The sequence below is a fragment of the Clostridium sp. Marseille-P2415 genome, assembly GCF_900155545.1.
Lineage (GTDB): Bacteria > Bacillota > Clostridia > Lachnospirales > Lachnospiraceae > Lacrimispora.
The window spans coordinates 790,857-803,374 of sequence record NZ_LT732525.1; the positions used below are offsets into that span (position 1 = coordinate 790,857).

Consider the following 12,518-nt stretch of genomic DNA (forward strand, 5'->3'; position numbering starts at 1 on the left):
ATACGCTATCCCATCAGGCGAAGCCCTGCGATGGCAGTCAGATAACCCAGAAATACCAGATAGGTGAGCCGGTCCCGTCTTTCATACCGGAGAGGCTTCATTTTTGTTCTTCCTTCCCCGCCCCGGTAGCATCTGGCCTCCATAGCCATAGCCAGATCCGTGGCGCGGCGGAACGCGGAAATAAATAATGGAACCAGAAGGGGAATCATGTTCTTTGCCTTCCGGATCAGGTTTCCGGTTTCAAAATCAGCTCCCCTCGCCATCTGGGCCTTCATGATCTTATCGGTTTCCTCCACAAGAATCGGTATAAACCGCAGAGCAATGGACATCATCATGGATACCTCATGAACCGGTACTCCCACCTTGTTTAAAAAGCCAAGGCTCTTTTCCAGGCCATCGGTCAGCTGGTTCGGAGTCGTGGTGAGGGTCATAATAGAGGAACCAACGACCAGATAAATGAGCCTGACTCCCATAAATCCCGCCATTTTAACGCCCTCTTTCGTCATTTTCAAAAATCCAAGCCGGAAAACCGCTTCTCCCGGAGTCAGGAACAGATTAAAGCTGACGCTGATCAATAGCAGAAAAACGATGGCCTTCAACCCACGAACCATGAACTTAAAAGGAACATGGCTTAGCCGGATCGCCAAACCTAAGAAAAGGGTAGCTATCAAATACGCCCATATATCGTTTGCAATAAAAAGGGATATGATGAAAACCATAGTCCCAAACAGTTTCGTCCGCGGATCCAGCCTGTGTAAAATTGAGTCCACAGGATAGTACTGTCCCAAAGTAATATCTTTCAGCATAATTTCTCCCGACCTATTTCCCCAGAAGCCGTAAAATCTCGTCTCTGGCTTCCTCTATTGTTGTAATATTATTATCAATGGGAACGCCATGCTCCCGCAGCGTATGGATAACATAAGTAATACGGGGCGCTGCCAGGCCGATGGCTTCCAATTCCTTATAATGCTTGAACACTTCCTTTGGCGTGTCATCAAACACCTTTTCCCCCTGTTTCATGACCAGGATCCGGTCCACATAACGGGCAATGTCTTCCATGCTGTGGGAAACCAGAATGATGGTCATGTTCCTTTCCCTGTGCAGCTGTTCGATCTGATCCAAAATCTCGTCCCGTCCCTTAGGGTCTAAGCCTGCAGTGGGTTCGTCCAGGATCAGGACATCCGGCTTCATAGCCAGAACGCCTGCAATGGCAACCCGGCGCTTCTGGCCCCCGGAGAGCTCAAACGGAGACTGCTTATAAAAACTCTCATCCAGCCCTACCATGGCAAGAGCCTCTTTGGCCCTGCTTTCAACCTCTTCCCTTGAAAGCCCCTGGTTCTTAGGTCCAAAGCATACATCCGTAAATACATCGATCTCAAAGAGCTGATGCTCCGGATACTGAAATACAAGGCCCACATGGCTTCTTAATGCCCGCATATCGTATCCTTCCTCATAAATATTCTTTCCTTTGTAATAGATGGAGCCGCCAGTCGCCTTCAGCAATCCGTTTAAATGCTGGATCAGTGTCGATTTTCCGGAACCTGTATGGCCGATAAGTCCCACAAATTCGCCGTCTTCAATTTCCAGGTTCACATCCTTTAACGCATGCTGCTCAAAGGCTGTTCCCTGTCCGTAAATATAATTCAAATGCTCTACTTTAATTGCCATCATTTACTCCATCTCCCAGAGTCACTTTACCAGGAAAACGTTCTGCGAACTTTGGAAGCAGATTCTCCATCAACTCTTCCAATGTCAGTATCCCATCCGGCAAGTCTACACCGTTCTTTTGCAGTTCATAAGCCAGCTCAGTCACCTGGGGAACATCAAGGCGGTATGACTTAAGCTCTTCCACCTTCGAAAAGACTTCCTTCGGGGTGCCATCCATGACCACTTTACCGGCGTCCATAACAATGACCCGGTCCGCATCTATGACTTCTTCCATATAGTGAGTGATAAGAATCACGGTAATGCCTTCCTTCCGGTTTAATTCCCGCACGGTCTTCACAACCTCTTTCCGCCCATTCGGGTCCAGCATGGCCGTAGGTTCATCTAAAACAATGCACTGAGGCCGCATCGCCATGACACCGGCAATGGCAACCCTCTGCTTCTGTCCCCCGGAAAGCTTATTGGGGGACTTTAGCCGGTACGCTGCCATGCCGACTCCTTCCAGACTCTCGTCCACCCTTTTCCATATCTCCTCCGTAGGAACTCCCAGATTTTCGGGACCGAATCCTACATCTTCTTCCACGATATTGCCGATGATCTGATTGTCCGGGTTCTGGAAGACCATCCCCGTCCTTTTACGCACTTCCCATAAATTCTCTTCTCTGGAGGTATCCAGATCCTGTATCCATACCGTTCCCTCCGTTGGAAGCAGAATCGCATCCAGCTGTTTCGCGAAGGTAGACTTTCCGGAACCATTGTGCCCCAGGACGGCTACAAACTGCCCTGTCTCAATTTCCACACTAACCCCGTCAATGGCACGCCTTACTTCTTCAATCTTTTCTTCCTCATCTCTTCTGATATAATCAAATATCAGCTTTGACGTTTTTATTATTCCCATAGCAGACCTTTCTCTGATTATCATACATTCATATGTCACATAATTTTAGATGAATATTCCATAACAGTCAAGCATCGATACGAATCTTTTGAAATTTATCCAGCCTTCAAATGTACTTACATATTCAATTGTTTTATATTGATTAGCGTATCCATTCGGAATTATTTTGGTAATCCTTCATTATTTAGCTTCTCCTTGTTCAAAATAATTTCGTGTTTATCTTTTACATTTTCACGAACATAATAGAAAGCACAAGCCAGAAGTGTAAATGCGGCTGCTACTGCCGCAGACATTCCTATTTGAAACAAAGATGGATCCGGCTTCCTGCTTGCAAAATAAGCGTAAGGTATTCTGACAAGAAAGATAGCGCACAATCCCTGTGCCATAACAAAAGAGGTTTTTCCAAGTCCATTGTAATATCCAGTAAAGCAATATGCAATAGACAGGATAAAGCATTCAATCGCGGTTGCCTTTAAAAACTCGGAAGAAGCCTTTATAACTACAGGCTCTTTTATAAAAATGGAGGATAGCATATCTCCATGGTAAAATGATAGATATGACATGATACCTCCCAAAAGAACCGCTGTCAGCATTCCAAGCCACATAGATTTCTTTGCCCGTTCTTTCTGTCCGGCACCGGCATTCTGTGCCGCAAAAGCCGAAATTGAAGACATATAAGACATAGGTATCAGTAGGATAAACATGACGAGCCTTTCGGCAATCCCCACTCCAGCAGAAGTAATTACGCCTAAGGTATTTACAAGTCCAATTAAAATCAGATAGGACATTTCATTACACATATCTTGAAGCGCAATCGGTGAACCGAGCTTTACTAACCTTTTTGCAGTTCCTTTGTCAAAACGCATATTTTCTTTTGTAAAGGGAAACGGTAAGCCCTCTCTTTTTACCAGTACAAGAGAAAGTACCACGCTGACAGCCTGTGCTGAAACTGTGGCAAGGGCAACTCCGGCAGTTCCCATATCAAATATACGAATGAGTACAATATCTCCAATAACATTGACGATGCAGGCTATCGTAACGAACAGCAGCGGAGCTTTAGAGTTCCCCATTCCACGGAAAATACTGCTCATTGCATTATAGCCTACGATAAAAAGAATTCCTGCACCACAAATTCTAATATAATGGACCGTTTTATCCAAGGCCTCAGCTGGGGCGTGCATTAGAATAGTAATCATGGGTGCCGCAATCACCATTACAATCGTAAGGATAATACCCAGCCCAGCAAAAATCCATATGCTTGTTCCAATTACATTGGCTGCACTCTTATAATCCTTTTCTCCAAATCTCTGCCCAAGCAGGATTGTAGCTCCCATGGAAAGCCCTGTTATGGCACCTGTAACAATAAGCATGGTCTGACTGCCTGTTGCCACAGCCGAAACATCAGCGGAACCACAAAATCTGCCGACTGCCCATAAATCAACCGCGCCATAGAGTGCCTGCAAAAATAAAGCCAATAAAACAGGCATTGCAAAGCGCAGCAATGAAGGTAAAATAGGACCTTCCAGAAATGTATTATTTGTTTTTTGCATATTTCGCCTCAATTAATTTTCTCAAAATTAATGTCAGAAAGAATATTCAGCATTTCGCAGAACTTTTGAATATCCTGCCCGGAGTAACGATCTGTTATCTTTCTAATTGCCAAATCGTCCTGCTGACGATAGACCTTATATTTAGGAATAGCATTCTCATTAACAGATAAAAGATTTTGCCTGTGATCGTTTGAGTCTACCGTTTTTGTGACAAGCCCCTGTTTAATCAGTTCATTGATTTTCAGCGTAACGGCAGGCTTCGAAATATAGAGTAATTCTGCAATTTTGGATGCAGTACACTTACCGTTCATGGAAAAAATCAATTCAAGATACAGCAAGCTGTTATAAGTGATATTTTTATCGACAAATTGCTGGTTCATCAGCCTTAAATCACATAAAGCTGTACTGTAATAAAACGAGTCTAATGCTTTGCGTAATTCCATAGCTTCCTCCATTTATTTAAGATATAATAATTATTATGGCTTAACTATTTGAAATTGTCAATAGAACTTTGGGAGAAGTTACAAAATGTTACCATTCACAACATGCTCTATTTCTATCAGAACAATGATATGTATACTCATATTTTAAAAGTGAGGTGAACCGTAAGATGCTATAGGTTGAGATATGATGAAGTGTGAAGTCGAGAAATATGATTTTAAGGCTTTCGGTCAAGCAATAATAGCAGCAAGAAAACAAAAAAATGGTACAGATGCAACCATCTGTACCATCCATTTCCTATTACTGTACCCAAAGCCCGGAGCTGTCAATCTGGTAAATACCGCTAACTTTCGTATTCTCCGCCATGCTTCCGTCACTGTAGAGGTAATACCATTTTCCCGGCTGAGGCTGTATCCAGCCCGTCGCCATATCACCATCCGAATTCAGATAATACCACTTTCCGTTTACCCGCTGCCAGCCGGTTGTCATCTGGGCATCGGCGCCCATGTAATACCACTTACCGTTTAAAAACTGCCAGCCGGTAGCTGCATATCCATCATTGTTAAAATAGTACCATTTTCCACTGATCATCCACCAGCCGCCTGTAACGTAGTTGCCATCCTCACCCCGGTACTTTTTCCCATTCTGGTATTCCGCCCAGGTACCGGCGGTTTCCCCTAACTCCTGTAATACGGAATCATCCGAAGTGGTTTCTTCACCCTCTTCTAAGTAATCTTCCTCTGAAGAATCTTTCAAAATGGCTTTTACGGTATAGTAATATTTATAGCCTCCATCCATGTACTGTAAAAGATCCACAGAAGTAGATGAGGTGGTCAGGCTCTTAATCCAGATACCGCCTTCCCTGTACAGCACCACCTGATATCTGGAAGCAAAGGGAACCTTTTTCCATGAGGCCTTTGTTTTTGCCGCATCACTCCAGCCTGCCTTTTCCGGGGATTCCAGCTTTGCCACCGGGGTGTAAGAAACCTTTATAACAGTCTCTCCGTCTTCCGCTTTTACAGAAACAAGGCCGCCTCCGTATATGGTACAGTCTGTTCTGGAGTAAGTACCGGAAACACGGATGGTACCGGTTATCTTCTTCCCGGGCACCCAGTCATCCACGTCCTTCTTGCTCCACTCCGGACTTTCCTCAGAATAATTAACCGTGACAGCAGGAACCTGGATTCCTTCCGTCCAACTGCTCTTACTCCCATTATCCAGGCGGATCTTTAAGCTTCCCGAAGCCGAAGCTGTCATCCCGGTTCCCAGAGTCATGACTGCACAAAAAAGAATCAGCCACTTTCCCTTCCCCTTCATCCATATCATCCACTTCCACTTCCTTTCCTGTTATTACTTATGCCATATACCATTGGCATCTACCGGGAATCCACTGATCGTGGTGCTTACTGCTTTGGAACAATCTCCCGGATAGAAATAATACCAGTTACCGTCTACCTGTTTCCAGCCTTCCTGCATAGCACCGGTGGAATCGGCATAATACCATTTATTATTATGGTTGATCCATCCGGTCATCATGGCTCCTTCCACCCCACTGGTAGTAGAAGGATTTAAATAATACCACTTATTATTTGTTTTGTTCCAGCCGGTCACCATGTCTCCATCGTTGTTAAGATAATACCATATATTGTTTTTCTGCTGCCAGCCGTTTACCATGGTTCCGTTGGCATCAAATAAATACCACTTATTATTGATCTTCGCCCAGTTGTTTTTCTGATAGGACCCATCCGGATAGCGGTAATGCCAGGCGTTCCCGTCTCTGATCCAGCCGACTTCTCCGTTGGATCCGGGAGTCCCGTTATCCTGCCCGCTTCCATCCGAGACTTTCTCCTCCGGCAGATACACCTCATCGGACTCCGTCCAGTCACTGTTTTTGCCATACTTCTGCTCGCTATCGCTATAAGAAACCGTGCGCACCTTAAAGGTATAGGTACCTGCCTTTGTCATATAAGGATAGAAATTATAAGAGGTAGCCTTAAGCCCTTCTACCTTCTTCACTACGCTGCTTCCACGATATAGGTAAACATCATAGGCACCGGAACTGTTATCCACAGAACTCCATCTGGCGTTGCCATATCCCGAATCCCTCCAGGTGGCATCCTCAGGAGAATCATAAGTACCTTTTACAGGCTTAAACGTAAAGGTAACATACAGCGTATCCGTTCCTGACCTGTTGGAAGATACATAGGTTCCTCCCTTAATGGAAACGTTACTGGACTGATATCCGCCCTTAAAAGCATATTCATCGGAATCAGTCGCCCTTAGGGTTGCCTTCATCTTTGGTTCGGAACCAATCTTCATTTCCTTACTGTCTGATGTGATCCAGTCCAGATCCGTCACTTCGTATCTGTTGTTATTCGTATAAACATAATTACCGGTTCCTTCTGTGGTCTTGAAGGAAGTCTCTGACGGCAGGGTATCCCCTGATTCAATCTCTTCCAGCCCCACGTACAGGGTAACCGATGAAATTGTCTTTGCAGAGGCTGCTAATGCCTCAAATGGGATACTAAGTCCCAGCATGCTTACCACAGAGGTCAAAGCCACCAACCTCTTAAAATGCTTCATAAATAATACCTCCCGTTCTCTAAATTAGCGTAATCTGACAAATTAGTCATTTTATTCTATTTATTATATTATAGTCTGTGAAGTCATTAACCGTCAACTTACGATATTCTTTCTTTATTCTTGCTTTTCTTAGAAGAATACCGGAATAAGAAAGCGTCTGACTTGTCTGACTCTGGCGCTGAGGTGCTGTCACGTCAGTATTCGGAGAACTTTCCTATAAAATAAAAAATTCCCGATAGAGAGTTAACTCTTATACCGGGATAAGTCCGTAATTCAAACTGGTAAGTCCGTAATTCAAACTGGTAAGTCCGTAATTCAAACTGGTAAGTCCGCAGTGCAAGCCGGCAAATCCTGCGGATTTGCCGGCTCACGGGCATTCGCCCTATGAATAAGGGTTCGGAAAGATTTTCTTATGTGCCAGCACAACGAAAATTTTTCCGAACCCTTATTCAGCACTGCTCATTGCTTTCGTGTATGTTATACCAGTTCAAGTAACACAGCCATAGCTCCGTCACCCTTACGCTGGCCGATCTTCACGATTCGTGTGTAACCACCGTTACGGGATACATACTTTGGTGCAACTTCCTCAAACAGCTTCTTTGGCAAATCAACAGATTTTGTATTTTTCTTTCTTCCGGCAGCCTGTGCAGGAACTTCTGTTACATCGTAAAGAACCTTTAACATCTGTCTTCTGGCATGAAGTCTGGAAGGAAGGTCTTTCTTGATTTCTTTCTCAACTTCATCGTATACGGTAACTTTCTTGCCGTTAACAACTTCTTTCACTCTCTTGCCGTCTTTATCTTTACGTGCAACCTTTGCTGTGACCTTAACAGTCTCAAAGTTATCTTTTTCTTTTACCGCTAATGCAATGAGGCCTTCTGCTGCCTTGCGGATTTCCTTTGCTCTTGCCTCTGTTGTCACGATTTTGCCATTGTATAATAATGCAGTTACCTGGCTTCTGATTAATGCTTTTCTCTGACTGGAAGTTCTTCCCAGCTTTCTATATCCTGCCATTTTTATATTCCTCCATTTGTGGAACACAGATACATGCTTCTTCGGGCTTACTGTACCGGTGCTTAATCTCCATAAATCAGCTGCTTCAAGCGTACCAATTATACATTGGTATCGTCGCTTGGGTTAAGCTGTAAGCCTAACTCTTTTAACTTGGCCAGCACTTCTTCCAAAGACTTGCGGCCCAGATTGCGAACCTTCATCATGTCTTCTGAAGTCCGGTTGCACAGTTCTTCTACCGTATTGATGCCGGCTCTCTTCAGACAATTGTATGAACGGACAGAAAGCTCCAGTTCATCAATGTTCATCTCCAGGACTTTTTCCTTTTCATTATCTTCCTTTTCCACCATGACTTCAGCAGTCTTGGCGTTTTCAGATAAATCAATGAACAGGTTCAAATGTTCACTTAACACCTTTGCAGCGAGGCTGACTGCCTCATCCGGTGCCAAGGTACCGTTTGTAAATACATCTAATGTCAGCTTATCATAATCGGTAACCTGACCTACTCGGGTGTTTTCTACCGTCATGTTGACGCGCTCTACTGGTGTATAGATAGAATCAACGGCAATTACGCCAATCGGTAAATCTTCACTCTTATTCTTGTCTGCACTTACGTAGCCGCGGCCTTTTGTAATGGTAAGCTCCATATAGAACTTGCTGTCCGTGCCGCCGCTGAGCGTAGCGATAACCTGTTCCGGATTCATGACCTCAATATCGGGATCTGCCTGGATATCCGCACCTGTTACAACACCTTCGCCTTCAAACTCAATGTATGCAACTTTTGCTTCGTTGGTATCGCTGTTATTTTTAATAGATAAGCTCTTGATGTTCATAATGATCTCAGTTACATCCTCTTTTACGCCCGGAATAGAACTGAATTCATGCAAAACGCCGTCGATTTTTACCTGACTGACTGCAGCGCCCGGTAAGGAAGAAAGCATGATTCTTCTTAAGGAATTACCTAAAGTCGTGCCATAACCTCTTTCAAGCGGTTCAACTACAAATTTGCCATATTTCTTGTCTTCTGAGATTTCAGCAATCTCAATGTTTGGTTTTTCAAAATCGAACACTAATAGCCCCTCCTTTTGGGTATTTTGTATCGAGGGTCTTATACTCAAACCTTGCCCGGGAACGGAACAGCCCCGGGCGAAAGCCGGCTTCTATCAACAGACTTTCAATTATTTGGAGTACAACTCGACGATAAGCATTTCATTCACTGGAACATCAATCTCATCTCTTGTTGGTAACTCTTTTACAGTACCACGTAAATTCTCATGGTCAACATCAAGCCATGCCGGAACCATACGTCCGGCCGTTGTTTCCTGAACGTCCTTGAATCTTGCATTGGTTTTGCTTTTTTCTTTTACTTCGATCACATCACCAGCTTTAACCAGGTAAGAAGGGATGTTTACGCATTTCCCGTTTACAAGGATGCTCTTGTGGTCAACCATCTGTCTGGTCTCTCTTCTTGTTCTTCCGAATCCCATACGGAATACTACATTGTCAAGTCTTCTTTCCAGAAGGATCATCAGGTTTTCACCGACCATACCATTCATTCTGGAAGCCTTGGCATAGTAATTACGGAAAGGTTTCTCAAGAACGCCGTAGATGAATTTAGCCTTCTGCTTTTCTCTAAGCTGAATGCCGTACTCACTCATCTTTCTGTTAGCTCTTTTTAATTCTCTTTTTGATTTTTTATCTATTCCTAAATAGATCGGATCAAGACCAAGGGATCTACATCTTTTAAGAACAGGAACTCTGTCAACTGCCACTGTAATTACCTCCTAATTAAACTCTTCTACGTTTTGGTGGACGACAACCGTTATGTGGAACCGGTGTTACATCCTTAATGCTGGTTACCTCTAATCCGCATGCCTGAAGTGCACGAATAGCTGCTTCACGGCCTGAACCAGGACCTTTAACCATAACGTCTACTGATTTTAAACCATGTACAAGAGCTGCCTTAGTAGCAGTTTCTGCCGCCATCTGAGCTGCATATGGAGTAGATTTCCTTGAACCTCTAAATCCCAGACCACCAGCACTTGCCCAGGATAATGCATTACCCTGTGTATCCGTTAATGTCACGATTGTGTTATTAAAAGATGACTGGATATGTGCTTGTCCGCGTTCAACGTTTTTCTTTACGCGCTTTTTTGTCACTTTTTTAGTAGTGGACACTTTTTTAGCCATTTTAAACTAACCTACTTTCTTTTTACTTGCTCCGCCCTGGCCTCCCCGGACATAAGGAGCCGGCACAGGGTACGAATATCTGAATCCTGTTATTCCTGTTTTTAAAACATGTAACGTGATTCGCTGTGAGTTACCGGGATACTTATTTCTTCTTGTTTGCTACAGTCTTTCTCGGACCCTTACGAGTTCTTGCATTGGTCTTTGTCTTCTGACCGCGAACCGGAAGGCTCTTTCTGTGACGAATGCCGCGATAACAGCCGATTTCCTGAAGTCTCTTGATGTTCATAGCGATTTCTCTGCGTAAATCACCTTCAACCATCTGGGATTCAGTAATCACTGCTGCAATTCTCTTCACTTCGTCATCTGTTAAGTCCTTAACGCGAGTGTCAGGATTAACGCCAGCTTCTGTAAGAATGCGGTTTGAACTTGCTCTACCGATACCGTAGATATAAGTTAAGCCGATTTCAACACGTTTTTCTCTTGGTAAATCAACACCTGAAATACGAGCCATTTGTGTAGTACACCTCCATTAATTATTTTTAACCTTGTCTCTGCTTATGCTTAGGATTTTCACAGATTACTCTGATACTGCCTTTTCTCTTGATGATTTTGCACTTTTCGCAAATCGGTTTGACTGATGATCTAACCTTCACAGCAATTCTCCTTTCCGTTATGCGCCCTTCATAATAAAGGACCTCCAGGTATACCCGCAGTGTGTTTTATCGTAAAACCAGTGCTGCCCAAATGGGCATAATACACCCAGTATTTCAACAAAGTCGCTATAGCATTATAACATCCATCGTTTTAAAATGCAAGCGCTTTTTCCTATATATTTATTAACCCTTTCCCCTGGCGTGTCGCGCGCAGGAAAGGGGGAGCGTTCCGTACGGCAACGCTTTATTTGTCTCTCCAGATGATTCTTCCCTTGCTTAAATCATAAGGAGACATCTCAATGGTTACCTTATCTCCCGGTAAAATACGAATGTAGTTCATGCGAAGTTTCCCGCTGATGTGGGCTAACACCTGATGTCCATTCTCCAGTTCTACCTGGAACATGGCATTGGGAAGCTTCTCCACAACGGTTCCTTCAATTTCAATAACATCTGCTTTTGACATAAAGCTTACCTCCTAACAACCTGTTCTTCTCTTTTGAAACATCTGATGAAATGTTTGATCTCTTCATCGGTGACTTTTTTATTTTCCCGGATCTTCTCTCCGGGAGAATGTTTCTCCCATAAAAGGGCTTCCACATGCTTTTTCTTTTTCCTCTTCGGGCAGTCCAGACGTCTGTATTTTCCGTCCACCAGATATATATATTCGCCTTCCTCCCGAAATATGAAGAAATAACCGCCTTTATCGTGTCCCGCCACAGATTTTACAAATGACCCGTTTTCTATCTTCATGGGCACAACCCTAACGGACATCGGAAACCAGGCTTAAGAGCTCCGGTTCACCCTCTGTAATCAACACGGTATTTTCATAATGGGCGGAAAGACTTCCATCCTCTGTTACCACGGTCCAATCATCATCAAGCCAAACCACATCCGGTGTTCCGCCGTTGATCATGGGTTCGATGGCCAGCGTCATGCCCGGCCTCAGCTTAATTCCCCGCCTTTTCTGCGCAAAGTTCGGCACCTCAGGCTCCTCGTGGAGACGGGAACCGATTCCATGGCCCACCAGATCGCGTACGACTCCAAACCCAAATTTTTCAGCATACTTCTGGATTGCAGCGGATATATCATTCAGATGATTGCCAGATTTTGCAAATTTAATCCCTTCAAAGAAACATTGTCTTGTCACTTCTATGAGTTGTCCTGCCTCAGGAGTAATTTCTCCGATCCCATAAGTCCTTGCCGCATCGGAATGGTATCCTTTGTAAATGACGCCGGCATCCAGGCTGACTATATCGCCTTCCCTTAAAACACGCTTCCTGCTCGGGATTCCATGAACGACTTCATCGTTTACGGAAACACAAATGGAAGCCGGGTAACCGTTATAATTCAAAAAGGATGGCGTACAGCCGTAACTCCTTATGATCTCTTCTCCCAGATGGTCAATATCCCAGGTTGTCATGCCTGGCTTCAAGGCTTTTGAAAGCTCTTCGTGAGTTTTACTGAGAATCTTCCCCGCCTCTCTCATAAGTTCTATCTCTCTTGCAGATTTAATCGTAACTGACATAA

16 protein-coding genes are annotated in these 12,518 nt (G+C 44.1%); all 16 read right to left on the reverse strand.

What is annotated here, in order from left to right; translation table 11 throughout:
* Positions 1–5 precede the first annotated feature (5 nt).
* The 16 genes from BQ9856_RS03780 to map all read right to left on the reverse strand — a co-directional run bounded on the left by BQ9856_RS03780 (position 6) and on the right by map (position 12,516).
* The gene (locus BQ9856_RS03780) at positions 6–806 is read right to left on the reverse strand and encodes an energy-coupling factor transporter transmembrane component T family protein (protein ID WP_077609776.1); all 801 of its coding nucleotides are present in this window, start codon (positions 804–806) and stop codon (positions 6–8) included.
* A gap of 13 nt (positions 807–819) precedes the next feature.
* Positions 820–1,668: an energy-coupling factor transporter ATPase gene (locus tag BQ9856_RS03785; RefSeq protein WP_077610029.1), complete on the reverse strand. Its 849-nt coding sequence runs from the start codon at positions 1,666–1,668 to the stop codon at positions 820–822.
* A complete protein-coding gene (locus BQ9856_RS03790) occupies positions 1,658–2,563 on the reverse strand; it encodes an energy-coupling factor transporter ATPase (RefSeq protein ID WP_077609777.1) in 906 nt (301 codons plus the stop codon). The genes BQ9856_RS03785 and BQ9856_RS03790 overlap by 11 nt, the downstream gene beginning before the upstream one ends.
* A 161-nt stretch (positions 2,564–2,724) precedes the next feature.
* The gene (locus tag BQ9856_RS03795) at positions 2,725–4,113 is read right to left on the reverse strand and encodes an MATE family efflux transporter (protein WP_077609778.1); all 1,389 of its coding nucleotides are present in this window, start codon (positions 4,111–4,113) and stop codon (positions 2,725–2,727) included.
* An 8-nt stretch (positions 4,114–4,121) separates the two neighbouring features.
* Complete coding sequence (locus BQ9856_RS03800; RefSeq protein ID WP_159441939.1) at positions 4,122–4,556, reverse strand: MarR family winged helix-turn-helix transcriptional regulator; 435 nt, start codon at positions 4,554–4,556, stop codon at positions 4,122–4,124.
* A 298-nt stretch (positions 4,557–4,854) separates the two neighbouring features.
* A complete protein-coding gene (locus BQ9856_RS03805; RefSeq protein WP_077609780.1) occupies positions 4,855–5,880 on the reverse strand; it encodes an N-acetylmuramoyl-L-alanine amidase family protein in 1,026 nt (341 codons plus the stop codon).
* A 24-nt stretch (positions 5,881–5,904) separates the two neighbouring features.
* Positions 5,905–7,137 (reverse strand): N-acetylmuramoyl-L-alanine amidase family protein, encoded by a 1,233-nt coding sequence (locus BQ9856_RS03810; RefSeq protein ID WP_077609781.1) that lies wholly within the window; start codon positions 7,135–7,137, stop codon positions 5,905–5,907.
* 477 nt (positions 7,138–7,614) lie between these two features.
* Positions 7,615–8,151 carry a bL17 family ribosomal protein gene (locus BQ9856_RS03815; RefSeq protein WP_077609782.1) on the reverse strand — a complete coding sequence of 179 codons (537 nt, stop codon included), beginning with the start codon at positions 8,149–8,151 and terminating at the stop codon, positions 7,615–7,617.
* Between the two features lie 98 nt (positions 8,152–8,249).
* The gene (locus BQ9856_RS03820; protein ID WP_077609783.1) at positions 8,250–9,218 is read right to left on the reverse strand and encodes a DNA-directed RNA polymerase subunit alpha; all 969 of its coding nucleotides are present in this window, start codon (positions 9,216–9,218) and stop codon (positions 8,250–8,252) included.
* Positions 9,219–9,326: 108 nt separating this feature from the next.
* The gene (rpsD, locus tag BQ9856_RS03825) at positions 9,327–9,920 is read right to left on the reverse strand and encodes a 30S ribosomal protein S4 (RefSeq protein ID WP_077609784.1); all 594 of its coding nucleotides are present in this window, start codon (positions 9,918–9,920) and stop codon (positions 9,327–9,329) included.
* Positions 9,921–9,936: 16 nt separating this feature from the next.
* Complete coding sequence (gene rpsK / locus BQ9856_RS03830) at positions 9,937–10,338, reverse strand: 30S ribosomal protein S11 (protein ID WP_006771855.1); 402 nt, start codon at positions 10,336–10,338, stop codon at positions 9,937–9,939.
* A 142-nt stretch (positions 10,339–10,480) separates the two neighbouring features.
* Positions 10,481–10,849, reverse strand: coding sequence for a 30S ribosomal protein S13 (gene rpsM, locus BQ9856_RS03835; protein WP_077609785.1), 369 nt, complete (start codon positions 10,847–10,849; stop codon positions 10,481–10,483).
* A gap of 28 nt (positions 10,850–10,877) precedes the next feature.
* Positions 10,878–10,991, reverse strand: a complete 114-nt coding sequence (gene rpmJ, locus BQ9856_RS03840; protein WP_003497809.1) for a 50S ribosomal protein L36 — start codon at positions 10,989–10,991, stop codon at positions 10,878–10,880.
* A 244-nt stretch (positions 10,992–11,235) separates the two neighbouring features.
* Positions 11,236–11,454 carry a translation initiation factor IF-1 gene (gene infA / locus BQ9856_RS03845; protein WP_013274317.1) on the reverse strand — a complete coding sequence of 73 codons (219 nt, stop codon included), beginning with the start codon at positions 11,452–11,454 and terminating at the stop codon, positions 11,236–11,238.
* A 5-nt stretch (positions 11,455–11,459) separates the two neighbouring features.
* Positions 11,460–11,741, reverse strand: coding sequence for a KOW domain-containing RNA-binding protein (locus BQ9856_RS03850; protein WP_139348657.1), 282 nt, complete (start codon positions 11,739–11,741; stop codon positions 11,460–11,462).
* A 10-nt stretch (positions 11,742–11,751) separates the two neighbouring features.
* The gene (map, locus tag BQ9856_RS03855; RefSeq protein ID WP_077609786.1) at positions 11,752–12,516 is read right to left on the reverse strand and encodes a type I methionyl aminopeptidase; all 765 of its coding nucleotides are present in this window, start codon (positions 12,514–12,516) and stop codon (positions 11,752–11,754) included.
* Between the last annotated feature and the right edge of the window lie 2 nt (positions 12,517–12,518).